Origin of the sequence: Priestia sp. TGN 0903, assembly GCF_050846855.1 — a bacterium.
In the GTDB taxonomy this organism is placed as follows: domain Bacteria; phylum Bacillota; class Bacilli; order Bacillales; family Bacillaceae_H; genus Priestia; species Priestia zanthoxyli.
This window is the reverse complement of record NZ_JBOZGL010000003.1, coordinates 412,852-436,949: the sequence shown is the minus strand read 5'-3', so window position 1 is coordinate 436,949 and position 24,098 is coordinate 412,852. Positions and strand designations below refer to the sequence as shown.

Annotated in this window: 26 protein-coding genes; 2 read left to right on the top strand and 24 right to left on the bottom strand. The window is 39.0% G+C overall.

Annotated elements, in window-relative coordinates; all coding sequences use genetic code 11:
- Positions 1-86: 86 nt before the first annotated feature.
- The 10 genes from ACRPLY_RS13225 to ACRPLY_RS13180 all read right to left on the bottom strand — a co-directional run bounded on the left by ACRPLY_RS13225 (position 87) and on the right by ACRPLY_RS13180 (position 9,491).
- Positions 87-731: a bifunctional 4-hydroxy-2-oxoglutarate aldolase/2-dehydro-3-deoxy-phosphogluconate aldolase gene (locus tag ACRPLY_RS13225; protein ID WP_014459503.1), complete on the bottom strand. Its 645-nt coding sequence runs from the start codon at positions 729-731 to the stop codon at positions 87-89.
- Between the two features lie 26 nt (positions 732-757).
- Entirely contained in the window at positions 758-2,038 is a 1,281-nt protein-coding gene (locus ACRPLY_RS13220) for an MFS transporter (protein ID WP_367077069.1), read from the bottom strand.
- A gap of 2 nt (positions 2,039-2,040) precedes the next feature.
- Positions 2,041-3,000: a sugar kinase gene (locus tag ACRPLY_RS13215; RefSeq protein WP_367077068.1), complete on the bottom strand. Its 960-nt coding sequence runs from the start codon at positions 2,998-3,000 to the stop codon at positions 2,041-2,043.
- Positions 2,997-3,740: a sugar phosphate isomerase/epimerase family protein gene (locus tag ACRPLY_RS13210; protein ID WP_098113315.1), complete on the bottom strand. Its 744-nt coding sequence runs from the start codon at positions 3,738-3,740 to the stop codon at positions 2,997-2,999. The genes ACRPLY_RS13215 and ACRPLY_RS13210 overlap by 4 nt, the downstream gene beginning before the upstream one ends.
- Before the next feature lie 158 nt (positions 3,741-3,898).
- Positions 3,899-4,627: a hypothetical protein gene (locus tag ACRPLY_RS13205; RefSeq protein WP_367077067.1), complete on the bottom strand. Its 729-nt coding sequence runs from the start codon at positions 4,625-4,627 to the stop codon at positions 3,899-3,901.
- 132 nt (positions 4,628-4,759) lie between these two features.
- A complete protein-coding gene (locus tag ACRPLY_RS13200; RefSeq protein ID WP_432231881.1) occupies positions 4,760-6,220 on the bottom strand; it encodes a phytoene desaturase family protein in 1,461 nt (486 codons plus the stop codon).
- The gene (locus ACRPLY_RS13195; RefSeq protein ID WP_432231880.1) at positions 6,217-7,323 is read right to left on the bottom strand and encodes a glycosyltransferase; all 1,107 of its coding nucleotides are present in this window, start codon (positions 7,321-7,323) and stop codon (positions 6,217-6,219) included. The genes ACRPLY_RS13200 and ACRPLY_RS13195 overlap by 4 nt, the downstream gene beginning before the upstream one ends.
- Complete coding sequence (locus tag ACRPLY_RS13190) at positions 7,320-8,033, bottom strand: lysophospholipid acyltransferase family protein (RefSeq protein WP_432231879.1); 714 nt, start codon at positions 8,031-8,033, stop codon at positions 7,320-7,322. The genes ACRPLY_RS13195 and ACRPLY_RS13190 overlap by 4 nt, the downstream gene beginning before the upstream one ends.
- A complete protein-coding gene (locus ACRPLY_RS13185; RefSeq protein ID WP_432231878.1) occupies positions 8,030-8,797 on the bottom strand; it encodes a carotenoid biosynthesis protein in 768 nt (255 codons plus the stop codon). Before ACRPLY_RS13185 ends, ACRPLY_RS13190 begins: the two co-directional genes overlap by 4 nt.
- A gap of 232 nt (positions 8,798-9,029) precedes the next feature.
- Positions 9,030-9,491 (bottom strand): hypothetical protein, encoded by a 462-nt coding sequence (locus ACRPLY_RS13180; protein ID WP_028412824.1) that lies wholly within the window; start codon positions 9,489-9,491, stop codon positions 9,030-9,032.
- Between the two features lie 272 nt (positions 9,492-9,763).
- Here ACRPLY_RS13180 and ACRPLY_RS13175 point away from each other — a divergent pair, with 272 nt between their 5' ends.
- Positions 9,764-10,402 (top strand): urease accessory protein UreH, encoded by a 639-nt coding sequence (locus tag ACRPLY_RS13175; protein WP_033579443.1) that lies wholly within the window; start codon positions 9,764-9,766, stop codon positions 10,400-10,402.
- Positions 10,403-10,657: 255 nt separating this feature from the next.
- Here ACRPLY_RS13175 and ACRPLY_RS13170 read toward each other — a convergent pair whose 3' ends face one another.
- From ACRPLY_RS13170 to ACRPLY_RS13135, 8 genes are all read right to left on the bottom strand, one after another.
- On the bottom strand, positions 10,658-11,467 hold the full coding sequence (locus ACRPLY_RS13170; RefSeq protein ID WP_432231877.1) for an urease accessory protein UreD: 810 nt from the start codon (positions 11,465-11,467) through the stop codon (positions 10,658-10,660).
- On the bottom strand, positions 11,464-12,078 hold the full coding sequence (gene ureG, locus ACRPLY_RS13165) for an urease accessory protein UreG (protein ID WP_328170725.1): 615 nt from the start codon (positions 12,076-12,078) through the stop codon (positions 11,464-11,466). Before ureG ends, ACRPLY_RS13170 begins: the two co-directional genes overlap by 4 nt.
- Positions 12,079-12,116: 38 nt before the next feature.
- Positions 12,117-12,803 carry an urease accessory protein UreF gene (locus ACRPLY_RS13160; RefSeq protein WP_432231876.1) on the bottom strand — a complete coding sequence of 229 codons (687 nt, stop codon included), beginning with the start codon at positions 12,801-12,803 and terminating at the stop codon, positions 12,117-12,119.
- A complete protein-coding gene (gene ureE, locus ACRPLY_RS13155; protein WP_325077535.1) occupies positions 12,796-13,242 on the bottom strand; it encodes an urease accessory protein UreE in 447 nt (148 codons plus the stop codon). The genes ACRPLY_RS13160 and ureE overlap by 8 nt, the downstream gene beginning before the upstream one ends.
- Positions 13,243-13,251: 9 nt before the next feature.
- A complete protein-coding gene (gene ureC, locus ACRPLY_RS13150) occupies positions 13,252-14,961 on the bottom strand; it encodes an urease subunit alpha (protein ID WP_028412818.1) in 1,710 nt (569 codons plus the stop codon).
- 1 nt (position 14,962) lies between these two features.
- Positions 14,963-15,289 carry an urease subunit beta gene (locus ACRPLY_RS13145; protein ID WP_432231875.1) on the bottom strand — a complete coding sequence of 109 codons (327 nt, stop codon included), beginning with the start codon at positions 15,287-15,289 and terminating at the stop codon, positions 14,963-14,965.
- A 14-nt stretch (positions 15,290-15,303) separates the two neighbouring features.
- Positions 15,304-15,606: an urease subunit gamma gene (locus ACRPLY_RS13140; RefSeq protein WP_013057659.1), complete on the bottom strand. Its 303-nt coding sequence runs from the start codon at positions 15,604-15,606 to the stop codon at positions 15,304-15,306.
- Between the two features lie 152 nt (positions 15,607-15,758).
- Complete coding sequence (locus ACRPLY_RS13135; protein ID WP_154992080.1) at positions 15,759-16,808, bottom strand: anthranilate phosphoribosyltransferase; 1,050 nt, start codon at positions 16,806-16,808, stop codon at positions 15,759-15,761.
- 194 nt (positions 16,809-17,002) lie between these two features.
- Here ACRPLY_RS13135 and ACRPLY_RS13130 point away from each other — a divergent pair, with 194 nt between their 5' ends.
- Positions 17,003-18,145: a C40 family peptidase gene (locus tag ACRPLY_RS13130; protein WP_028412815.1), complete on the top strand. Its 1,143-nt coding sequence runs from the start codon at positions 17,003-17,005 to the stop codon at positions 18,143-18,145.
- 80 nt (positions 18,146-18,225) lie between these two features.
- Here ACRPLY_RS13130 and ACRPLY_RS13125 read toward each other — a convergent pair whose 3' ends face one another.
- The 6 genes from ACRPLY_RS13125 to ACRPLY_RS13100 all read right to left on the bottom strand — a co-directional run bounded on the left by ACRPLY_RS13125 (position 18,226) and on the right by ACRPLY_RS13100 (position 23,806).
- On the bottom strand, positions 18,226-19,191 hold the full coding sequence (locus ACRPLY_RS13125; protein ID WP_080974263.1) for a 3D domain-containing protein: 966 nt from the start codon (positions 19,189-19,191) through the stop codon (positions 18,226-18,228).
- Between the two features lie 430 nt (positions 19,192-19,621).
- Positions 19,622-20,371: an oxygen-insensitive NADPH nitroreductase gene (nfsA, locus tag ACRPLY_RS13120; protein ID WP_028412813.1), complete on the bottom strand. Its 750-nt coding sequence runs from the start codon at positions 20,369-20,371 to the stop codon at positions 19,622-19,624.
- A 92-nt stretch (positions 20,372-20,463) separates the two neighbouring features.
- Positions 20,464-21,597: an MGDG synthase family glycosyltransferase gene (locus ACRPLY_RS13115; RefSeq protein ID WP_028412812.1), complete on the bottom strand. Its 1,134-nt coding sequence runs from the start codon at positions 21,595-21,597 to the stop codon at positions 20,464-20,466.
- Positions 21,594-22,187: a DedA family protein gene (locus ACRPLY_RS13110; RefSeq protein ID WP_028412811.1), complete on the bottom strand. Its 594-nt coding sequence runs from the start codon at positions 22,185-22,187 to the stop codon at positions 21,594-21,596. The genes ACRPLY_RS13115 and ACRPLY_RS13110 overlap by 4 nt, the downstream gene beginning before the upstream one ends.
- A 15-nt stretch (positions 22,188-22,202) precedes the next feature.
- On the bottom strand, positions 22,203-22,913 hold the full coding sequence (locus ACRPLY_RS13105) for a polysaccharide deacetylase family protein (RefSeq protein ID WP_034270087.1): 711 nt from the start codon (positions 22,911-22,913) through the stop codon (positions 22,203-22,205).
- Between the two features lie 290 nt (positions 22,914-23,203).
- On the bottom strand, positions 23,204-23,806 hold the full coding sequence (locus tag ACRPLY_RS13100; RefSeq protein ID WP_274862517.1) for an alpha/beta hydrolase: 603 nt from the start codon (positions 23,804-23,806) through the stop codon (positions 23,204-23,206).
- Positions 23,807-24,098 lie beyond the last annotated feature (292 nt).

Genomic DNA, 24,098 nt, shown 5'->3' with positions numbered 1-24,098 from the left:
TTCAATCCCTAAAATTATGCTACTCCTAGTGTAAACGAAAAAAACGAAAAAGGAAAAGCCTTCTTGCTAGCAGAAGGCTTTATTTATTAAGCGTACGCAAGCCTAGCTTCTTGAATTTCATGAGTAAAACGTTTCGCTTCCCTTGTTACTTGAAGTAAGTATTCGGGAGTTGGAAGCTGCTTTCCATCCACTAATGTGCTTCCTGCCCCAATAGCAGCTGCTCCAGCTTTAATATAAGCGCCCGCATTCTCAGCCGTAACGCCGCCTGTTGGCATTAACGGAATATGAGGAAGCGGTCCTGCTATATTTTTAAAATAAGCGGGGCCTACTACGCTTGCCGGGAAGACTTTAATCATATCTGCGCCGCATTCATAGGCTGTTAAAATTTCAGTAGGTGTAAAAGCACCCGGAACGCTAATGACTCCGTATCTTTTAGCCGTTTTAATTGTTCGTTCGTTCACCGTAGGGGAAAAAATAAATGACGCTCCTGCCATAATGGCAATTCGTGCTGTTTCTTCGTCTAGAACAGTTCCTGCTCCAATAAACATCGAATCGTCAAATTCATTTTTCAATTCTTTAATAACCTCTACGGCAGCAGGGTTTTCCATTGTGATTTCTAGATTTGTTACTCCGCCTTCTTTTAACGCGTAGGCAAGCGGAATAATTCGCTCAGCGCTTGCTCCTCGAATGACCGCTACAATACCGCTACTTGTAATTTTCTCAATATGCATCTCAATTCTCCTTTTCTATCATTACATTAAGCCGTTGTTTCAACTGGCTTCACACTCTGAACTTCTCTTGGCTTTTTCGTTGCGACAATGGTTAAAACTGCCGCAAGGAATAATGATCCAGCCATAAAGATATAGGAAGCGCCAAACCCTCCTGTTGATCCATTTAAAAATCCTACAATATAAGAACCGGCAAATGAACCAAGTGCCCCCATGCTATTAATTAAAGCCATCGCTCCTCCGGCAACATTACGCGGTAAAATTTCAGGAATAATCGCAAAGAACGGTCCGTACGGAGCATACATCGTTCCTCCGGCGATAACGAGTAAAGTAAAAGAAATCCAGAAGTTGCTTGTGCCAACTAAATAAGATCCGTAAAAGGCAAGAGCTCCTACTAATAAGAACGGCCATACAAATGCGCTTCGTTTTAAAAACTTATCTGACAGATATGAAACCGTTAACATTAATACGACTGCTAATACGTAAGGAACGGACGCTAGCCAGCCGGTCTTTACTATACTCATGTTAGGCGCTGCTTTAATAATAGACGGCAGCCACATAACAAATCCGTAGACGCCAATACTCCATAAAGCATATTGAATGCTTAATAAAATGACCGTACGATTTTTGAAAGCTTCTTTATAGCCTTTAACAGGTTTAATTCCTTCTTGTTCTTTTTGCAGCGCATCGTGTAAATCTGCTTTTTCTTTTTTCGACAGCCAGCCTGCATCTTTTGGCTCATCGTTTACTAGTTTCCACCATAAAAACGCCCAAATAACAGCTGGAAAACCTTCTAAAATAAACATCCATCTCCAGCCAAATGATTCTAGCAAATATCCAGAAACAATTGACATCCAAAGGACCGTTGCCGGGTTTCCTAAAATTAAGAACGTGTTGGCTCTAGAACGTTCTGCTTTTGTAAACCAGTGGCTTAAAAAAACGAGCATAGCAGGCATAACGGCACTTTCCACTACTCCTAAAGCAAATCGAATAACAAACAAAAATCCGACGTGGCTTACCATACCCGTAGCTGTAGCAAGTGCTCCCCATAAAATCAGAGACCAAAAAATCAGCTTTTTGGCGCTTTTATTTTCAGCATAGTGAGCGCCAGGAATTTGGAAAAAGAAATAACCTAAGAAAAAGAGCGATCCTAATAAAGACGAAATACCTGGCGTAATATGAAGATCTTCTGCCAGCCCTGCCGCTGCTCCAAACCCGTAGTTTGCACGGTCTAAATATGCAAGGCTATACGTAATAAATACGATAGGAATTAACCGAAGCCATCTTTTTTTTGCTAGCTGCTGTTTCATTATCACTTCACTCCTTGTTTTTGGAATTCCATATATTTTTGCAACTGCTGTTCAGTTGGATATCCGTCGTTATCTCCAGGGCTTTGTACAGCTAATGACCCAATGGCATTTGCTCTCATGACAGATTGAGTAAGAGAATCATGTTGAAGAAGTCCGCTTAACAGCCCTACTGCAAAGCCGTCTCCTGCACCGACTGTATCCACTATTTGTTTGACTTTTATTCCTTCAACCATACCTTCCTCTTTAGCCGTCTTAAAAAAGGCTCCTTGTTCACCTAGTTTAATAACGACAAGCTCTACGCCTGCATCTAAATAGTAAGAAGCGATGTCTTCTGGGTTTTCGTATCCGGTTAAAATTTTCCCTTCTTCAATGCCTGGCAGAACGTAGTTTGCTTGTTTAGCAGCTTCGTTGATTGTAAAAATCATTTCCTCTTTTGATGTCCAAAGAGTCGGTCGCAGGTTCGGGTCAAAGGAAACCGTTCTGCCAGCTGCTTTCATCGAGGTAAGCGCGTGTAGAGCAAATTCACGCATGCTTGCTGACACAGCAAGCGGTATTCCTGTCATATGCATGTGTTTTGCCGCTAAAAAATAGTTTCGATTAAAATCGCTTGGGTGCAAGTGACTGGCTGCCGAATTTTTTCGGAAGTAACAAACTTCCGGATCTCCCACTTCCACTTTTGATTTAATTTGAAAGCCTGTTGAATGTTCGCTATCTACTAGTACACAATCGGTGTTGACCGACTCCTCTTGTAGCCGTTTCATAATAAACGTACCGAAAGGATCATTGCCTACTTTGCTCACCCACCCTGCGCGCAGACCGAGACGAGCGAGACCAATTGCTACATTTGTTTCTGCTCCGGCTAGCTCTTTTGTATAATGCTTAATCTCATACAGCGGTCCTGGTTGTTCTGCCATGAACATCGCCATTGCTTCTCCGAAGGTAATAACGTCTAATGAATTCATTGCACTTCCTCCTGTTCTGCTGCTTGCACCAATGAAATGAAGCGGGGGATTTGTTCCGGTTCATCGATTGGAAACTCTAAAGCTTTAAAAATCGAATGAGAAAACCCTTTCAAAATATCTTTCCACATTTCATTTGAATCGTTTGATATAGAGGTTGTTACTAGCTTTCCGCTATTTTTTATTACGTGTTTAATATGAATATAGCCTACAAAGGACCTTAGCTTTTTGATTGCTTCCTGGGGTCGTTCCTGTACATAAAGCCAGTTACCAATATCAAACGTCATGGAAACAGGAATTTCGTAAGCGTTATCAAAAAATGCGTGCAAAGATGCTATGTTGCCTCCATAACTGGTTTGATCGTTTTCCACAAATAGATGTAAAGCTGGAAATGCCTGCAATAGCTCCTGCAATTCCCCTATAGGTGATTGTGGCTGATAAAAACCAAGAGAAACTTTTACCCACTGAGCGCCAAGTGATACGGCTTCTTCAAGAATAGATTTTAATTCTTGTTTGTTTAACTCTCCACTTTCTTTCCACAGTTCGATTGGAGCCGAATATACTGTAAAAAGCGGATATCTTTTTAATTCTTCGGCAATAAGCTCAATCTCTTGATCTACTTTTTTCATTAACTCTCTTCGAATTTCCACTCCATGTACTTGCTGTTCATATATTCTCCCAATCATGGTGTGCTGAGAGTTTGTCGTTTCAAATGCATTTAAAGGAATAATGATATGATTCATAAATCGACCTACCTTTCTTATTATACTAGCTAACCACTTACTAAACCGGTTTAGTAAATCGATTTATCTAAATTATAAGACTATTGAAAGCGCTTTTCAAGCTTTTTTTATAAATTATAAAAAAAAAGAAACAACACGGCGTTATGCCGTGTTGTTTCTTAGTGATCTTCTGTGCTTTTTACTAAATTGCGATCTTGTTGATAAATATCATAGATTAAGAAACTAAAACCATAGTACAAGACCATGATTACAACTGACTTTGTCATGATAAATAAAGCGCCTAGCCCGATACCAACTAACAGCGTCTGGACACTCAAACGGTCACGCTGAAAAGCTAGCTGTGATAGGAAATAACCAATACCAATTAAAATAGCCAACACCCATGTATTTTGAATGGCTAATACATAGTGACTATATAAATAAAAGCTAGGAAAATAGACGGTGCTTTCTACGAAGCTGGAAATACCGCTGTATGCAAGCCACCACTTTTGCTCTCTTTCTGTTTTAGGAACGGTTGCCTCAATTGACGTGGGCATCTCCTGTTCCACAAAAACCGTTTCTCCATGATCTTTCATCCATTGGATCATAATGGAAATAATAATAAAACCTGCAAAGATTAAAAGCAGCAGATATTCAATCCACGCTGGATACGGAGCCGTCCGGTGAATCGTATCTAGATATACTCCCTGCAATCCTAACAGAGAAAGTGGAACCGCATGGTATACCATCACCGCAATATAAAATAGTAAAATTAGCACATAAAAAAAGAACTGTTCTTTGTAGTAGCGAATTTTTTTGCCTTCTGAAGCAATTCGCTTAACAGTCACGCTCTCCAAGTACGGACGAATAATGCTTATGATAATAATAAGACACGTAAATACAATCATATAGTTATGTAATCACCTTTTCAACTTCATTATGTAACATTTTTTTCCATCCGCGAGAACAGGTGGTTAACAGCCTCTGTCCTTTCTTATAGTACCAAAAAACTAAACTTTTTGACAATCCTGATTTATCAATTAGGAAGATGAAATAAGCGTAGCTACATTAATACCGCTAATTGTGACCATAGGAGATCCCCCGCCTGGGTGAGTCGTTCCTCCTACAAAATATAAGTTTTTAACATCTTTTGAGACGTTGCTTGGACGAAGAAAACTATCCATTTTCCGATTTGAACTCACTCCATACAAAGCGCCTTTAAATGCACCAAAGGTTTGTTCAATTTCACATGGAGTAACAATTCGTTCATGTACAAGCGAGGGCTCAATATCTAAACCAAACTGAGAAAGCTTGCGATAGACAACCTCTCTGTAAGCTTTCATTTTTTCTTGATTCTCTTCTTTTACAGCAGGGGCATTCACTAAAATAAATAAATTATCACCCGGAGCTATCGTGTTATCGGTATACGAAGAATTACAAACGTAAATGGTAGGGTCGGTTGGAAGCGTTTTTTGCTGAAATAGTTCATAGAATTCCTGCTTGTAATCCTGAGAAAAGTACACTTGATGATGAATCAGCTGAGAAAAGCGCTTCTTAACTGCTGCCATAATTACATAGGCTGATATGGAAGGCTCAAACTCAGCTGCTTTTTTGTTTTTAAAATGAGGTCTATCCTGCTCTTTTACGAGTGCCGGATAGGCTTTTAGCAAGTCCCCGTTTACAATAACGATATCCGCGTCTATCTTTTCTTCTCCATTCACTTCCACTCCGACAGCCCGCTTGTTTTTTACTACTATTTCAGTGACGCTGCAGTTTGTATACAGCTTTCCGCCGACTTTTTGGAACACATGCCCCAGCCCTTTTGCAATTCTAGTATTTCCTCCTTTTACATAGTACACCCCGTCATTCATTTCTAAGTGTCCAATCAGTGAAAAGGTAGCGGGCGATGTATAAGGTGAAGATCCAATATAGGTTGCGTATCGATTAAATGCATTTCGAATGTTTTCATTTCGAAAAAAGCGCTGATGAAACGTATCTACTGTTTCAAACGGCCTTACTTGCAGCAGTGCTTTTAATAGAGAAGGGTTTGTGTAATCTTTCCATGACGAAAATGTCCGGTAGAAAAATTGACTTTTTGCAATGTCATATATTCTTTTTACTTCTTTTAAATAGGCCGGGTATTGTTTAGCAGCAAAGGGGTCGAGACGTTCAAGCTGCTCAATCATTTTTCGTTCGTCGATAGACATGGAAAATTGTGAACCGTCGGTGAAGAAATTATTCGTATGATGCGTTAGTTTGACAAGAGGCATATAGTCTTCTGCACGTTCGCCCGCTTGCTCAAATAACCACTGAAAAACTTCTGGCATTGTAATGGTATTAGGCCCGAAATCAAAAGAATATTCTCCTAGCTGCACAGGCATCATTTTTCCGCCTACGTGCTCGTTTTTTTCAACGATTGTCACATCGAACCCTTTTGTTTGAAGAAGAACTCCTGCAGCTAATCCGCCTAATCCTGCCCCGACAATTAGTACTTTTTTCATTGATAATGCCTTCCTTTCCATTCATATCCCTGCTTTTTTCGTTCACGCTTCATAGAATGGTTCATGAGCAGCATCAGCACAATTGCCGACGCCGGCATAGTAAGAAACAAAAGCCCTTTTTGCTGAGCCGACCGGTCAATTAAAAACCGCTGAAAAAGCATAATGCAAAAAGGAAGAATCCAAAGTATGTTGCCTGTAAGAATTCCTGCTATAAACAAAGGAAGCGGCAGCACATAGTAACAGGCAAAAAAAACGCTCAGTATCCAAACTGCTTTAGCGGATCGGCCTAGACCAACAAAGATATTTTTAGCAAACCCATTCCATACTTCTTCAGTTGTTTCATACATATAACAGCTAACGTGAGACGTAATATTGGCTAAAATAACGCGCTGTTTCTTTTTCTTAAAAAGCTGAGCTAGATGCACATCTTCTACTAGTGAAGTTTTAACAGCTTCATGTCCTCCTGCGATCTCATAAGCTTCTTTTTTTATAAACATAAAAGCACCGTGAGCTGCTGAAGCTTTGCTCAGCTTGTTACGGTTCGCTACCTCAACCGGTAAATAGCTAAAAACAACAACATGCTGAAGCGGAACAACCAATGCTTCTAACCACGTTTTTACGGGAAAACGTGGAAATCCTGTTAAAAGAGCGGCTTTTGTCGCTTGTGCGGTGGCTAAAGTATGTTCTAGCGTGCGTTCTTTGAGCTGTACATCGGCATCTACAAACAATAAATAGTCTCCATTTGCAGCTTGCGACAGCTGGTGACAGGCATGAACTTTTCCTACCCACCCTTCTTTCAGCTCTTTTCCTTCTATGATGGTAAACCTTGAATCTCCGTGAATTTCTTTCAAAAGCTTTGTTCGTGTTTCATCTGTGGACTGATCGTCTAGTATGACACATTCTAGATTGCTGTACGTTAATCCTTTAACAGAAGAAATGATTCGCTTTACATTTCGTTCTTCGTTTCGCATTGGAATCAAAATAGAAATGAGAGGCTGAGGTGTTTTTGAATTCAACTTGTATCTATTTAATTTAGGCATTGCTTGAATATTTACAATGGTCAGAAGCAGCATCAAAATAAATAAAAGCATATAGTAAATCATTCTTTCACCTTCGCTTTCCACCACGTTAACCACTCGCTAAGCGTCTTTCGTCCTTTTAATAAAACCGTAAATTCCTCATCGTTTTCTTGAATGATTTTTTGTTTTTGATGATCGAGCTGAGCAGTGACTGCACCGGCTAGCGTTTTGGTTATATCTTCTCTTGCATTGGCTAAGTCGTAAAAAACAGCTTGCCCTACCCAGATAAAAAGCTCCGGTCGCTGATCATGGCGAAACGTATAATAATATGTAATGGGAATAACTTCAACGTTAGATTGCTTTTTTAGAAGAAAAGCAGGTCCTTCAGAAAAAGCTAACGGTCTTTTCTCAAGATGTTCTTCTTTTCCTTGAGGAAAAATAAGCACCGCTTTTTTATCCGCTAACAGCCTACTGGCAAACCTTAACGATTCCACCGTATGCTTCGGAGAAGCTGCATTTACTGAAAAAGCCCCGATTCGTTGAAAAAAAGGAAAATCCTTCATCCCTTGTTCAGACATCATAGCGTATAGATCTGTTTTCAATACTGCGTTATTTAAATAAAATGTCACTAAACCGTCCCACCAGCTGGAATGATTAGCAATTAATAACATTTTTTTATCTTTTGGGAGCTCTTCTATATGTAAATGAATACGATAAAACTGTTTTTTGAGCTGATATGTGACAAACAGTTGAAAAAAGCGCTCAAATAGTGAGTTTTTCTTCGGATAAATCATAAGCGAGTCTCCTTTTTATACACAATATAAAGAATAAGAAAAGGAATCATCGTCAGCCATACCACAAGCCACAGGCCATTTACTAATGCTACAATTACAAACATCATGACGACTGCACTATACAAAAACACCATTCTTCTTTCCCATACCGGCTCTTCTTCTTTAGGAACCTTAGCTAAAAAGAAATATACGACCAGCTGAATGAAGAAAGACAGTAAAAACCAGCCGGAGAAATTGGATAAAGGAATATTATAATAAAAGCTGTCCCCTTCCCACACCCAATATTGTTTAACAATATAGGCAACGGGATCAATAGCCAAATCCATAATAACAGCAAATAGCGAACTAATGACCGCATAGGCAATTCCATGGACAATAAACGGCAGCTCCATGCGCTTCATAATTCCGAGAGCTAATATTCTGCTTGTGATTACGACCATAAACCAAGCCGATCCAATGGTCAGAGGAACTCCTAAGATTTTGGCGCCAAAATCTTTTTCATAATCGTAGGTTCCAAACAAAAACCCATGTTTAACACCTAGACTTTCGACATAAATAGATGCGCCTGTCACAAATACTGCAACGACCAGTGCCCTCCTTGCTCCATAGGCCTTAGCTAGATAAATAAGAGCAAGAAGACTGCTCAAGTGTAAAAAAACAGCATTTGCCCATTCTAACCATGAAGGCAGCAAATCAAATGAAAGCAAAACGACTCCGCATACGTACCAAATAAGAAAAAAACGATAAATACCATTTGTTATCATCGATTCACCTTCTCTCCAGCTTCTTTTTATCAAATTGTTATTATATAAGCTTGTACACATTCTCTCCATTTTCAATGTGCTCTTTTCTATGAGTAGAACACACTCTCTTAAGATTATGTGAAAATAGCCACTGTTAGTACGTTCCCTAAATAAGAGACTTTATTACTTATTTATAAACAAAAATAAAATAAACGTCCATTAAAATCTACGGATGTATAGATTGAAATGACGTTTATTTTTTCTTATGTATATACACTTCTAATAGCTTTTTGGCAATGAGTCCAATAACCAGTCCCGGTACAACAAACAGCATAGGGAGCCAAATTGGGCCTATAAAAACACCGTTGATGGTTGTCACTGAGGAATACATAATGCCTACTGTAACAAAATAAGCACAGGAGACAAAAGGAATAAATGTAAATCTAGATGCGCCGTTTTCTGCTTCTTTAACAGCATCCCAAATTGCAAAAAAATATAAACATGGATAAAACATTAACCACTGCATGTTCATTACCTCGAGGGATTGCTTTGTTTCCCCCAAAAAGCTTAAGCGAATGCCTTCATTAAAATTTGCGCCCATATTAATGAGAAATTCAAGTACAATAAACAAAATTCCTTTTATATGTTTTTTGTTTAGTAATTGTCCAAAGCCTGGCAACGCAATGCTCCATAAAAGAGCTTCTAGTCTAGTCACGTTCTATCCCAACATTTTGACGTATAAAAGAACTCCACAGCATGATATCAGTAGAAATTTTGTCCATAGTTATCAACCTCACAATAATTTACTTATAGTTTTTGTAAATGTAAAATTTTTATACTACATCTCCTTTAATATTTGTAACTTATTGTAAATTGATAAATGTTTTAGCTATTCAACCAGACATTTTCGTTTAGAATTTTCTGTTTATTAAAACAAAAGCGTGCGATATACTAGTTTTATACGTACGAAAGGATGAGAAAGCTGACATGGAAACAAGTTTTTTTTCAATTTTAATACTAGGATTTTTTTTAGGAATCAAGCATGCTTTAGAACCAGATCACATTATCGCTGTATCAACCATTGCCTCAAAAAGTAAAAAGCTGTGGCGCTCTTCGCTTGCAGGAGTATACTGGGGGATTGGTCATACGCTTACGCTGTTTATTTTTGGCATGATTTTAATAGTGTTAAAAAGCAGTATTTCTGAACGTATGAGCATGTCACTTGAATTTTTAGTGGGCATTATGCTCGTTTATCTCGGTTTTACATCGTTTCTGTCTTACAAAAAACAAGTGCATACGCATCACGAAAAAACGTCTTACTTAAAGTCATTAGGCATTGGCTTTGTTCATGGACTGGCCGGAAGCGCAGCGATGGTTGTAGTAACGATGAGCACCGTTACTCACGTATGGCAAGGTGCGCTGTACATTATCATTTTTGGAATCGGCACTTGTCTTGGCATGCTGTTATTTACGACGGTTATTGGAATTCCATTCGTTACAACTAAAAAGCAAGTGACGTTAAACCGCTGTTTGATGCAGGTAACAGGTGCTGTCAGCATTATATTTGGCCTCTATTATATGTATAATTTAGGTGTAAGCGACGGATTATTTAGTCTGTGGTTCTAACAGAGAATGAAACATAATGAAAATAATTCAATCTAAAGACGAATAAGTAGGATAAATGATCTGGACTGCTTGTTCCACAGCTGTTGATTTCTGTGCAAGACTTCGCTTTGTCCTCTAATCAACGGCTAGAACGAACTACATACGGGAAACCTACGTTCACCCTACCAATAAAAAAATCCGAACGAATTTGATTCTCTATCAAGAGTTCAGCTCGTTCGGATTTTTCTTTAACTACTATACTTTTGTACAGGCACTTTAATACTTACGCAAAAGTGATACTTCAGCTTTTAATAACTCCTGCCGGAACAATCCGTATACTTTGACGATTATCTCTTCCACTTCTTGTGTACTAGCAGCTAGTATTCGAATAGCACATCCGGAAATCGGAAGTGCGGAAGCTCCTGCTTTACAGCCTGCCTCTTCGCACAGCTGATGTACTTTCGCTATAAATGCGTCGTCGGCGTTTGGATGAACAATAATAATCGATCCAAAATGAGTATACCCTTCCATTTTCATCAGGCCGCGCAGATGGTTTTCTGGCTTCAAGTATAAGTGATCGTATACCTTCAGCTGCTTGTTTACATACAGTTTCAGCTTGGAACGCATAGAGGTATATTGAAACAGCTGCCCATCCGGCGACCACCCCGGGGTGATGCTGTCACACATAAACAAAGCAGCGTGTTCTGCCATATGAACCGTTATTTCTTGGACAAATGCAGCATTTTCATACAAAATAAGCGGGTCTGGTATATATTCCATGATGGATTGTTCTTCAAGGGTTATGCACGTTTCTTGTAAAACAGCTGCGTTCGGTGTTTTGTACACCTTTGTCGCAGATTGAGTAGTAGCAGTCAGCTGAGCATTTTTCTCGACCGTTATCATCGTTTTGTATTTGTCTCCGCTCACGTATCCCCCGCCTACGTGAAGCATATAAACAAAAGGTGATTCAGGAGTCATGTAAATAGGTCTGGCAACTTTGAAAGCCCCGTAATGATAAGTATCTTTAATAACCGTTCGCTCACTGTTTCTTTCTGCACGAAGCTCTAAATAACCCGTGTAGCTCATGATTCAAGGCCGATTAAAAAGGCCTCTTTTTTGATCCATTCTATCACTTGATTGAGCCCTTTATCTTCTTTTAAATTGGTGAAAACAAAAGGCTTGTGCCCTCTCGCTTGGATTGTATCTTTTTCCATTACTTCTAAACTGGCTCCTACATATGGGGCTAAATCTGTTTTGTTGATAATGAATAAATCAGATTTAATCATTCCTTGACCGCCTTTACGCGGGATTTTTTCTCCTTGTGCTACATCGATGATATAAATTGAAAAATCAACGAGCTCTGGGCTAAACGTTGCGGCTAAATTATCTCCTCCGCTTTCTACAAAAATAAGTTCAACATCGGGGTGACGTTCCACTAACTCATCAATTGCAGCAAAGTTCATGGATGCATCTTCTCGAATAGCTGTATGAGGACATCCTCCTGTTTCTACTCCTACGATACGATTTTCCGGTAAAATACTGTTTTTTACTAGAAATTGCGCGTCTTCTTTTGTATAAATATCGTTTGTAACGACCGCCATGCTTAGCTGTCCTTCTAGTGCACGCGTTAATCGTTCTACTAACATTGTTTTCCCTGCACCAACAGGTCCACCAATTCCAATTTTAATTGCATTCATTTTTACGCCTTCATCGTTAGAAGGCTTTCCCTCCTTTTTTATGACATGAACAATCGAACATGCAACTGTTCATGCTGCATTTGAGCAATTTCTAACCCTGGTGTCACCGCACCAAATTCCTCTTGATCTGCTTGCAAAATATGCTGAAGCGCTTGCTGCAGCAGCGGCTGAAAAAGAACGAGCGTTTTTTGCCCATCGGTTTGGCCGATTGGTATGCCGCGAACAGCATTTTGAATTAATGAAGAGATGCTAGCGTACAAATGACTTAAAATTGCCTCTTCTTTTGTAATGTTTAACTGCAGGCTGGCTAATGCAAATACAACAGCAGGATGTCCGTACGCCTTCTTTGCTTTTACTTCACTCATATACTTTTCTAAATAAGAGCCTTGAAATAACTCTAAGCAAAGCTTTAACATGCGCTGGCCCACCCGTCTTGTCCCTTCTCTTGTTTCTTTTGACAAAGCAAGAGCGTATAGTTCATGATCAATTCTCATAATTTCGTTAAACTGGTCACGAACAGCATACTCATAAGCCAGCCTGCATGCTAAGCCGTCCGTATACGTCAGCTGAACATCAAGGTATGTACGAAGCGCTTCTTGAAAGGTTTCTGTGTCGTGAATTTGATTTCGCTGAATATACGTTTCAAAACCAAACGAATGCGAAAATGCACCCGATGGGAAATTTGAATCACATAGTTGAATCAGCGAAAGCAATGAATTAGTCATGACTATGTCCGATATGCTTAAAAGCTTGTTTTACTTTTCTTTTTTCGCGCTTATAGGGAATGTTGAGCTGCTGAAGCAATTCTTCGACTAAATAATCGTACTGTACAAGCATGTCTCCACTTTCAAACTGCGCCGGCAAATGGCGGTTCCCAAGCTGATGAGCAATTTCTCCCATCTGCTGAATATCAATCGGCTGAATGGTCAAAATATCGTCTGCCAGAACTTGCACAACAATCATATTGCTTTCATCCATAAATAGTACATCGCCATCAACTAACTCGCGGTTTTCTTTCAGACGAATTCCGAGTTCCTTACCGTGATCTGTTACAACGCGCTGAACGCGTTTTACTAAGTGATCACTTTCGATATATACCTTTTCTATATGTGGAGCTCGTTTTTCTAATGTTGCTATATTTCCGATAATTTTTTCGATTACCATTTTTTCACCTCAAAATAAAAAGTATCGCTGCGCCATAGGCACAACTTCTGCCGCTTCACATGTAATCATTTGTCCATCTATTTTTACTTCGTACGTTTGGGGATCAACTTCAATCTTAGGCATTTCTCCATTTAACTTCATATCTGTTTTTTTTAACTGACGAATATCTTTTACTGGTTTAAGCAGCTTTTGTAACCCTAGTTTTTCGCCCACTTTGTTCTCATACGCTGCTTTTGACACAAACGTAACGGAGGTTTTAGCTCTTGCTTTTCCATAAGAAGCAAACATCGGACGATATAAGACCGGCTGTGGGGTTGGAATTGAAGCGTTAGGGTCTCCCATTAAGCTGTGAGCAATTAAACCGCCTTTTACAATCAAGTCAGGCTTTATTCCAAAAAACGCTGGCTCCCATAGGACTAAGTCAGCTATTTTCCCTGTTTCTACCGATCCTACGTATTCGGAAATTCCATGAGCGATAGCTGGATTAATCGTATATTTAGCTACATAGCGTTTGACACGTGCGTTATCGCCGACTTCGCTGTCACCATCAATTTTTCCTCGCTGCTTTTTCATCTTATCAGCTGTTTGCCACGTTCGTGTAATCACTTCTCCTACACGTCCCATTGCTTGAGAATCTGAAGAAATCATACTGAATACACCTAAATCGTGTAAAATATCTTCAGCTGCAATCGTTTCTTTGCGAATGCGGGAATCAGCAAAAGCGATGTCTTCTGGTACAGCAGGATCAAGATGATGACATACCATGAGCATATCTAAATGCTCTTCAAGCGTGTTGACCGTATAGGGTCTTGTTGGATTAGTTGATGATGGAAGCACGTTTGGAAAGCTTGCCATTTCCATAATATCAGGTGCATGCCCGCCTCCAGCTCCTTCAGTATGGTAGGTATGAATGACTCGATCACCAATTGCTGCAATCGTATCTTCAACAAAGCCGCCTTCATTTAAAGTATCTGTATGAATCGCAATTTGAACATCGTACTCGTCTGCTACTTGCAGGCTTGTGTCAATGGCAGATGCCGTGGTTCCCCAGTCTTCGTGAAGCTTTAGTCCAATTGCTCCTGCTTTAATTTGTTCAATTAAAGGCTCTTTCGCACTTGCATTTCCTTTTCCTAAAAAGCCAATATTCATCGGAAATGCTTCAGCGGCTTCAAGCATTCGTTCGATATGCCACGCTCCGGGTGTACAAGTGGTAGCCTTTGTTCCTGTAGCAGGTCCTGTTCCTCCTCCAATCATCGTTGTCACGCCAGAGGCAAGGGCGGTTTCAATTTGCTGCGGACAAATGAAATGAATATGCGCATCAATACCGCCGGCGGTTACAATTTTCCCTTCAGCTGCAATTACTTCCGTACTCGCACCAATGATGATGTCTACTTCATCCATCAACAGCGGATTACCCGCTTTTCCAATAGTTTGAATGAGTCCATCTTTTATTCCAATATCTGCTTTATATATGCCTGTATAATCAACGATAATGGCATTTGTCAACACTAAGTCCGCTGCTTCACTTCGCGTTGCAAGAGGGTGCTGCCCCATTCCGTCACGAATCACTTTTCCTCCGCCAAACTTTACTTCATCTCCGTAGGTTGTGAAATCTTTTTCAATTTCAATAAATAGCTCTGTGTCTGCTAAACGAACAGCATCTCCAACGGTTGGTCCAAACATATCTGCATACTGACGTCGCGACATTTGAAAACTCATCTTATGCATCTTCCTTTCTATCAGAAAGCGATCTGTTTGTTTTATTGTTCAGACCGTAAATTTCTCTTGTTCCGGAGAAAGCAACCAGCTCTACTTCTTTTGCATCACCTGGCTCAAAGCGAACGGCTGTACCGGCAGGAATATTTAAATGGTAGCCAAGTGCATCTTCGCGGGGGAATTCGAGCGCCGCATTCACTTCAAAAAAATGAAAGTGTGAGCCTACTTGAACAGGTCGATCGCCTCTGTTGATTACAGTCACGCTAATCGATTTCTTTCCCTTATTACATGTGATTGGGTCTTTGTTTAAAAAATATTCCCCTGGAATCATATTTTCCCCTCCTCTTAACGAATTGGATCGTGCACAGTGACGAGCTTGGTTCCGTCTGGAAAGGTAGCTTCTACTTGAATATCATGAATCATTTCCGGAATACCTTCCATTACATCTTCTCGTTTTAAAATCTTGGTGCCTTCTCGCATTAGCTGTGCTACCGTCTTGCCATCACGAGCTCCTTCCATAATTTCATATGTAATGATAGCTACTGCTTCGGGATAGTTAAGTTTTAATCCTCTTGTCTGACGGCGTCTCGCTAAGTCTGCAGCTACGACAATCATTAATTTCTCTTGTTCTCTCGACGTAAGTTTCAATGAAAGCTTCCTTTCTGCTAATCTATTTTCTTATTAACATCAAATGTGATATTTTCTAACACAAATACACAACTAATTATATTAAATTTTCTGATAAAAAACAAAGGATTTATATCTTTCGATAAAAAAAGATGAGCATATTTGCTCACCTTTTACTCTTCTGAAATCACTTGTGTTTTCCATTTCTGCAGGTGTTTCCAACCCAGACCTTCAGCTAGCTGACGTTTTGCATAGTCTACTCCTTTTTCAATAGAAGTTTCATAGCCAAATAAATAATAGCGCAAGCCGGCGTTTAATACTACTTGATTATAGACATAAGTCAGTTCGGAAGAAGATTCACCCTCCAAAATGCGCGTCACATATGCCGCTTGTTTTTCAACACTTATTTTCTTTTCAAAGTGTTCTTCTTCCACAAACAGTCCGTATTCTTTTGGATTGACAATAAACGACTCCATCTCTCCTTCTGAGATAGTAAAAACAAAGCTGCTTCTATGTACAGGTACATCTTCAGATCCTTCTATACCTTGCACCACGTATACATGTTTAAACGGGAGCGAAGCAAAAATGGGCACAATTTTGTTAATGGCCGTGCGGTGAAAAGCGCCCATCATTAAAGAAGAAGCATTTGATAAATTTAATAGTTTTTCAACCGTATTAATTAGTGTTCTTACGCCAATTTCATGACGAATTTGTTTGATGCGACTAAGAGGATAAGAGATTGTTTCAGCATTTACAAAGCCAATTTTTAATGTTTCTAACGTATGACCGATGTCTTCAATCGTTTGAGCTTGAGGGATCTGTAATGAATGAAGTACATCTTCAATCGTTGTTCCAAACTTTGGAGGAAGCGCTTCTGTACAGTGTAAAAAAGCTGGCACACCTCTTTCAGCTAATAAAATCGATACAGGAATGGTCGCAAAAAATGAATTTCTCCCTGCATAAGGGCTTGCAAAATCAATTGATTTATCTTTTAACGGCTGAGACAGCGGTATCTCTTTTGTTTTTTCACGAAAAGCATGAACGAATCCCAATAGTTCATCTGCATTTTCGGTTTTAATACGTTCCGCAATAAAAAAAGCAGCGACCTGAGCATCCGTAGCTTGTCCAGAAGCGATTAAGCGAGCTGCTTCTTTTGCTTGTTCATACGTTAAGTCAGTTGATCCTCTTTTTCCGCGCGCTATTTCTTTGATAAATTGTTGCATATCGTACACTTCCTTTTTAACTGAATATTTGTACATTGTATCACATATTTCCTTTGCTCCTTAGATTATCTTCTATCAGGTACGCAAACTGCTAAAAAATATGAAATTAAAGGAAAAGTACTAGTTCTTTTATAACCTAATATAGTATAATCTATCTGCTATACTATTATTTGGATATTTGGGGGACTTTACAAATGAAAAAAGAGAAACTACTTGTACCATTTATAGCAGCATCCGTTTTAGTAGGAGCATCGGTGACAACGCCTGTTTTTAGCCACTCTGCTTATGCTGCTTCTTCTGTGAGCGTTTATCAAAAAGACGTTAATTCGCTAGCAGATTATTACGCACCATTTTATAAAACCGTAGAAAAAAAGCTAAAAGAAATTGAAGGAATAAAAGATGACGAAAAAGCGTTAGCGGCATATGATCAGCTTGCGGATCAAATTGACCAGTTTCTAACAAAGACTGATAAAAATTACGCGATGAATCATCTTAATTCAGAAGCTGATCAGCTTCAAGGGTATTTATATGACAGCTTAATTGCTCTTTACAATTACATTGTAGATCTTGAAGACTATGCGTATGGAGATGTAAGTGACGCGGAATTTAATAAGATCTCTGCAAATTTTGAAAAAGAAATCAACGCATACAATACGCAATTTCAGCAAAAAGCGAAGAGCTATAAAACGAAGCGAAAAGTAACGTTTAGCGCAAATATGAGTTATTTGCTTGATGAAGATATTCAACCTTCACCAACAGCTCCATCTACACCGGCTGATAACAATGGCACCTACACGGTGAAAAAGGGAGACACGCTGACAGCAGTCGCTAAAAAGTACGGCATGACGGTAGCTGAATTAAAAAAATTAAACAATTTAAAAACAGATGCGCTAAAAGTTGGACAAGTGCTGAAAGTGAAAAGTACAAGCGCACCTGCGCCGGCTCCAGCACCCCAAACTTCTGTTAGTGCAAAACAGCAGCAAATCGTATCGTATGCCAAAACGCTAATTGGAAAGCCATATAAATATGGAGGCACGACACCAAAAGGTTTTGATGTATCAGGGTACACACAGTATGTATATAAAAACGCGGGTTCAACTATTTCTATCCCCCGTACAGTAGCAGATCAGTATAAAAGCGGAACGGACGTAAAGCAAAACAGTCTGCAGGCTGGAGATTTAGTTTTCTTTAAAAACGGCAAATCCGTTTCAGTCGTAGGAATTTACCTAGACAAACAAGAATTCATTTATGTCAGCAGCAAAGGCGTTAAAACGCAATCACTTTCAACAGCGTACTGGAAAAACAGCTATGCGGGCGCAAAGCGTATTATAAAGTAAAAAGAGGTGCCATAAGGCACCTCTTTTGTTTTACTAGCTATGTATTTCTATACTAGACTAGCAATTTTATAAAGAACTTCTTAGTTCATAACCGTGATTTTAACAGATTTTCTTCCGAACTGTTGAGCATCACCTTCAGAAGGAACGAATACATCGATTCGATTGCCTTTAATTGCTCCACCTGTATCGGCAGCTACAGCTTCACCATAGCCTTCTACATAAACTTTCGAACCTAACGGAATAACACTAGGATCAACAGCGATTACTTTTTGGTTTGGATTTGCTTTTAAATCCACTCCTGTAGCAGTTGTACCGCTACATCCAGCACAATTAGCCGTATAGGCAGTTGCTTCAACTGTCATTGATTTGCCGCTGGCTTGTTGTGACGATTCAGCAGGTTGTTGTTGTTTTTGAGCTTGTTCAGCTTGAGCTTGCTGCTGTTCTTTTTGAGCTTGTTCAGCTTGAGCTTGCTGCTGTTCTTTTTGAGCTTGTTCAGCTTGAGCTTGCTGCTGCTCTTTTTGAGCTTGTTCAGCTTGAGCTTGCTGCTGCTCTTTTTGAGCTTGTTCAGCTTGAGCTTGCTGCTGTTCTTCTTGAGTTTGTTCAGCCGGCGCTTGAGCTTGCTGAGTTTCTGGAGCAGCTTGGGCTACTGAAGGGCTTGATTGCTGAGCTTGGCCGTTTGGAGACTGAATTTTTAGTTGTTCGCCAGGATAAATTAAATCTGACTTCAGTCCGTTCCATTCTTTAATTTGATCTACCGTCACGCCGTATTGCTGACTGATGGACCATAATGTATTTCCTTGCTGAACTTTGTGCGTCATTTCTTTTATAGTAGCTACGTTTAATTCTTGATTTGGATAAATAATATTAGATGTTAAGTTATTTGCATCTTTTAGCTCGTCTACGCTCACGCTGTGCTTTTGAGCGACTTTCCATAACGTATCACCTTTTTCTACGTGATACGTTCCGCTTGTAGAAGCAGAAGCTGCACCTACAAATCCCGCTGAAAGGATTGCTGTTGTTCCTAGAGTAAATATAAATTTTTTCATTACGAATACCTCCTTATTTACTCAATGATTGAATGATATCATCCTCACATTTCACAGCCGTTACAGAGCCATGCTACTTTTATTACAAAACTTAACAAAAAGGAACGTTTAAACGTAATATTTCTGATAATTTGGCTATATGATGAAACGTTTCTACTTTTTACTGCTTTTTATTGTTGTTTTAACCAAAATAGTTAAATTTCTCTATCATTGCTGGCTAAGCCTCTTCTTTTTTATTGACCCTTTAACGGGTATATTAAGTTTTTTTTCGCAACAAAAAAGAGGTTGGAAATGAATCCAGTCAACTGCTAGAAGGAACTACATAAATGAAACCTATGTTCACCATAACAAAAAAAGCGAACCGCTCATCAAAGATTCTGATGAGCGGTTCGCTTTTCAATTCGGCTAAACTACTTTTGTCCCAGCCTTTTTATTTCTTATTAAATCCTTGCTTTTCAACAAATTCTTTCATATACATACGCTTAGGATTGGAAAGCATTTCAGCCATTTGACCAGTCCATGTGTCTTGGCGTTTGCCATTTGTTCGTTCGTTGTAATAAGCAGAAATTTCTTCGTTATACGTCGTTAATTCTTTTTTCGTCTGCTCATGGTTTGGCTCATATGTTTCTTCATGATACACATGTTTAAATGGTAAGCGCGGCTTTTTATCCGTCATACCCGCTGGATGTCCAACCGTTAGACCAAATAACGGGATTACATGATGAGGCAGTTTTAACAATTTGCTTACTTCTTCTAATTCGTTACGCAAACCGCCAATATAACAAGCTCCAAGTCCCATTGATTCAGCAGCAAGCGTTGCATTTTGCGCAGCAAGGGCAACGTCAATAATAGCTACCATGAACTGCTCTGTGCTTTCGAGCGCTGTCGATAAATCTTTTTTCTCCATTTCTGCAATGACATCATGACGATGAAAGTCAGCGCAAAATACAAAGAAGTGTCCATTTGTTTCTACGTAAGGCTGATTTCCTGCTAATTGGGCAAGCTTTCGCTTCGTTTCTTTATCTTTTACTCCAATAATGGAGTACGCTTGAATATAGCTTGATGTGGAAGCTGCCTGTGCGCTTTCGACAATCGTCTGAATTTGCTCTTCCGACAATGGTTTGTCTTCATATTTGCGAATAGAACGATGATTTAAAATCGTTTCAATAACTGAGTTCATATTATAATCTCCTTTTACTTCATTTAACCTTCTACAGATGTTATATCTACAGTTAGTTTATCGAATGTAAAAAGAAATAACCAATGTTCTGCTTAAAATTGATTTTGACTTGTCTCATATCGATACAGCTTAAAGTGATCTGCAAGCACGCGATCTACTTTTACTTCTAAGCTGTCTACATATTCGTCCATTCGTTTTATCAACCGGTTTCGTTTCACATCATTTTCTAAAATGTTCTTAAGCTGCTGTTCAAAGGCTTCAGCATCATTAAGCGGTATCAGCAGCTCTTTTTCTTTTAGATATTCAATGTTAATTTGTTCTTGACCGGGAAGAGATGAATGAATAAAAATAGGTAGTCTCTTATGAAGGGCTTCGCTAATTGTAACGCCTCCTGCTTTTGTGACAATGGCATCTGCTCCTTCATATAAATCATTCATTTTCTCTCTTGATTTTACATACGGGACTGCTTTAACTTTCGGGTGGTTTAGTTTCACTAGTTCTTGATACAACTTTTTATTTTTTCCACACAGCACATAATACATATACGTACAGTTTTGCGGAAGCTGCTGAAGCATTTTGCGTACATTCCCAAGGCCCGAATTTCCGCCGGCAATCAGGATATGCTTCTGTGGCATGAGATGGTCAATCCGTCTTTTTAAAAACGCTTTATGAACGGGAATGCCCGTTACATAAATAGAAGACTCTTTTACACCGTGAACGTTTTGTAGAAATGCTTTCGTATCCTGATCAGGCACGCAGTGAAGCTCGATTCCATTTTTACCCCATACGTCGCTTACTAAGAAGTCGGTGTATACGTTTATAATAGGAAGATCAATGATTCCTTTTTCTTTTAAGCCGCTTAATACACAGGAAGGAAAGCTGTGTGTGCAAACAATGACGTCGGGCTGCTCTGCATCAATTAATTTCTTCATATGATATTCGATAATCGGCCACTTTTTCACGACAAAATCATCCATCGTATGGTCGTTTTTTTTGTATACATGCCCGTAATAAAATTTTTCAAACTGCTTTGGAAAAACAGAAATCCATTTCATGTATATCGATGAAATCATTTGTTCAAGCGGTTTGCTCCAATAGCTTAAACAATCAATTTTTTGACAAATAACGTGAGAAAAACGTTCCATGATGGCATCCATAACGGCGTCTGCTACTTGGTGATGACCAGATGGCATCTGAAAAAGCGGCAAGAACAGAACCTTCCTCATTGACCATCCCTCCTCTCAAGACGTTTTCGGTTTCTTTTTCTTTTTATAAGTAAATAAATAACAAAAAAAGCTACAGCTCCCATAATGATATACGAAATATGAATCCGGTCTCCTACATAGTAACCTAGAACGAGAAAAGAAAGGACCCATACTAGACTGCCTACCACCGATAACAGCAAATAAAGCAAAAACGGATAGCGACTTATTCCTGCCATATATGGGCTGATTTGACGTAAGCCTGGAATATATAAACCAAATAAAATGGTCCATATCCCATATTTATGGTAGCTGCCGCTTGCCGCTTCAATTTTCTCTTTGGTTAACCCTACGTATTTTCCGTATTTATCAAAAAATGGGGTTCCCGCATACCTTCCTAGCCCGTAAGCAGTAAGCATTCCAGTTATAACACCTAAAAAAGCAAAAAGAGATGATTCGTATAAGTTCAGCTGATGTTTGGCAATAAACATGCCTAATAATATTAAAAATGATTCTTCAGGCGCTGGAATTCCAACGATCCCACAAAAAAGTACAAGTAAAATAACAATATAACCATAGGAATGTATATACTGAGAAATAATTGTTAAGTCCACTGCTCGCTCCTCTATTTACGATTGATTCATCAATTGCTGCATGGTTATACTTTCATACCCTTGCTGTTTTAAGTAAGGTAAAAATTCTTCTAACGCCGCAATCGTCATTTCAGGTGCTTTTTCATCTGCTCCCGGGGTATCTCCATTATCGTGTAAAACAAAAATGGCTCCATCTTCTACTTTACGCATTAGTTTTTGAACTAATGCCGTTTTCGTTGTTTTTAGTGTCCAATCCTGAAAGATTCCTGTCCAGATCACGAGGTGATATGGCTTGGCCATTAATAAACTGCTCATATTTAAATGTCCCCACGGCGGACGATAAAAAAGCGGCTTTTGATTTGTTACTTTCTCTATAACCTGTGCACATTGATGAATTTGTCTTTTTAATTGCCAAGGTGTTTGCGTCCATGCACTCACGTGACGATGATGATGTATAGCTACTTCATGTCCTTCATCAATCATCCTGTTTAAAATAGACGGGTGTTTTTCCCCTAGTTCTCCCACAATAAAAAAAGTAGCTTTCATTTCATGCAGTTTGAACAAGTCCAAAATTTTTGGCGTATAAACAGGATGAGGCCCATCGTCAAATGTTATAGCTATTTTATGCTTTTTTGCCCCTTTTATTATGACTGATGAATGATAGCGACGGTAAAGGGTTTGCGAAATAATGGTATATACACATATAACCATTAGAACGAAAAGTAAAACAATAAAAAAACGAGTCATATGCTTTTAACCATCCTTTTGAATTTAAATCCTGCATTTATTATAACGGTTTACTCAGACTTTGGTTTCATTTTTTTGTGATAGAAGCCAGGAATTTTAAAATAATTTGATACTTTACCTAAAAATAGCTGTTCTGCAAGGATATACCGGAAATAAAATGATATCATAAAATTTCCCTTCATTCAGTAAAAAAAGTACTTTTTACCATTTATATCTATCTTTTGTATGATAACTGTCTTTATTTTTTGAAAATAAAAAAACTTCCCGCACGAGTGCGGAAAGTTTTGAAATTAAAATTTTGACCGATACCATTTTTCAGCTGCTTCAATTTCTGTTCGTGTTAACTGATGTCCAAATGATTCCCAATGGACCTGTACGTCCGCTCCGGCTTTTTCTAAAAGAGCAGAAAGTTCTTCCATTTCTGATGCTGGGCAAATAGGATCGTTTGTACCCGCGCCGATAAAGATAGAGGCGTCGGTCTTAGGCACTTCAATTCCTCTTCTTGGAACCATCGGATGAAGAAGAGCCGCCCCTTTTAAAGAATTCTCGTAATGAAACAGCAAACTTCCTGCAATATTGGCACCATTTGAGTAACCTACAGCTACGATGTTGTGTCGGTCAAATGAATATGTTTCAGCCGCTTCATCTAAAAATTGATGAAGTTCTTTTGTACGTTCAATTAAATCTTCTATATCAAATATTCCTTCTTGTAAACGTCTAAAGAAACGGGGCATTCCGTTTTCTAGTACATTTCCTCTTACAGATAATACGGAGCAAGAGGAATCAATCATATCTGCAACAGGGAGCAGATCTTGTTCTGTACCTCCTGTACCATGCAACAGCAATAAAGTCGGTTTCGTCTCGTCCGTTCCTTTTTTAAAAATATGTTTCACGTATATCCACTCCTTTTAAATATCTCGAATTAAAGATAATTTTATTATAAGAACTTTCGAAGCATTTGTAAAGGAACTACTGTCAAAGAAATACCTGTATGTTTTGCTGGCAGTATCACATAATACTGAATAACTTCATATGACCATTACTCATATGCAGCTAGGTATTTAATTCGTTTGACTTACAGCGGGTAAAGAAATATTCCACTTTTATCTAAGTGCTCCCGTCAAAAGGTGGATAATGATTAAAACTCGCCCGTCCTCCTTCGTATAAAAAGTGCCCTAGTCTGAT

Coding starts and splice junctions, on each gene's coding strand:
- ACRPLY_RS13225 (WP_014459503.1), bottom strand. CDS start 731: ATGCATATTGAGAAAATTACAAGTAGCGGTATTGTAGCGGTCATTCGA.
- ACRPLY_RS13220 (WP_367077069.1), bottom strand. CDS start 2,038: ATGAAACAGCAGCTAGCAAAAAAAAGATGGCTTCGGTTAATTCCTATC.
- ACRPLY_RS13215 (WP_367077068.1), bottom strand. CDS start 3,000: ATGAATTCATTAGACGTTATTACCTTCGGAGAAGCAATGGCGATGTTC.
- ACRPLY_RS13210 (WP_098113315.1), bottom strand. CDS start 3,740: ATGAATCATATCATTATTCCTTTAAATGCATTTGAAACGACAAACTCT.
- ACRPLY_RS13205 (WP_367077067.1), bottom strand. CDS start 4,627: ATGATTGTATTTACGTGTCTTATTATTATCATAAGCATTATTCGTCCG.
- ACRPLY_RS13200 (WP_432231881.1), bottom strand. CDS start 6,220: ATGAAAAAAGTACTAATTGTCGGGGCAGGATTAGGCGGATTAGCTGCA.
- ACRPLY_RS13195 (WP_432231880.1), bottom strand. CDS start 7,323: ATGATTTACTATATGCTTTTATTTATTTTGATGCTGCTTCTGACCATT.
- ACRPLY_RS13190 (WP_432231879.1), bottom strand. CDS start 8,033: ATGATTTATCCGAAGAAAAACTCACTATTTGAGCGCTTTTTTCAACTG.
- ACRPLY_RS13185 (WP_432231878.1), bottom strand. CDS start 8,797: ATGATAACAAATGGTATTTATCGTTTTTTTCTTATTTGGTACGTATGC.
- ACRPLY_RS13175 (WP_033579443.1), top strand. CDS start 9,764: ATGGAAACAAGTTTTTTTTCAATTTTAATACTAGGATTTTTTTTAGGA.
- ACRPLY_RS13170 (WP_432231877.1), bottom strand. CDS start 11,467: ATGAGCTACACGGGTTATTTAGAGCTTCGTGCAGAAAGAAACAGTGAG.
- ureG (WP_328170725.1), bottom strand. CDS start 12,078: ATGAATGCAATTAAAATTGGAATTGGTGGACCTGTTGGTGCAGGGAAA.
- ACRPLY_RS13160 (WP_432231876.1), bottom strand. CDS start 12,803: ATGACTAATTCATTGCTTTCGCTGATTCAACTATGTGATTCAAATTTC.
- ureE (WP_325077535.1), bottom strand. CDS start 13,242: ATGGTAATCGAAAAAATTATCGGAAATATAGCAACATTAGAAAAACGA.
- ureC (WP_028412818.1), bottom strand. CDS start 14,961: ATGAGTTTTCAAATGTCGCGACGTCAGTATGCAGATATGTTTGGACCA.
- ACRPLY_RS13145 (WP_432231875.1), bottom strand. CDS start 15,289: ATGATTCCAGGGGAATATTTTTTAAACAAAGACCCAATCACATGTAAT.
- ACRPLY_RS13135 (WP_154992080.1), bottom strand. CDS start 16,808: ATGCAACAATTTATCAAAGAAATAGCGCGCGGAAAAAGAGGATCAACT.
- ACRPLY_RS13130 (WP_028412815.1), top strand. CDS start 17,003: ATGAAAAAAGAGAAACTACTTGTACCATTTATAGCAGCATCCGTTTTA.
- ACRPLY_RS13125 (WP_080974263.1), bottom strand. CDS start 19,191: ATGAAAAAATTTATATTTACTCTAGGAACAACAGCAATCCTTTCAGCG.
- nfsA (WP_028412813.1), bottom strand. CDS start 20,371: ATGAACTCAGTTATTGAAACGATTTTAAATCATCGTTCTATTCGCAAA.
- ACRPLY_RS13115 (WP_028412812.1), bottom strand. CDS start 21,597: ATGAGGAAGGTTCTGTTCTTGCCGCTTTTTCAGATGCCATCTGGTCAT.
- ACRPLY_RS13105 (WP_034270087.1), bottom strand. CDS start 22,913: ATGACTCGTTTTTTTATTGTTTTACTTTTCGTTCTAATGGTTATATGT.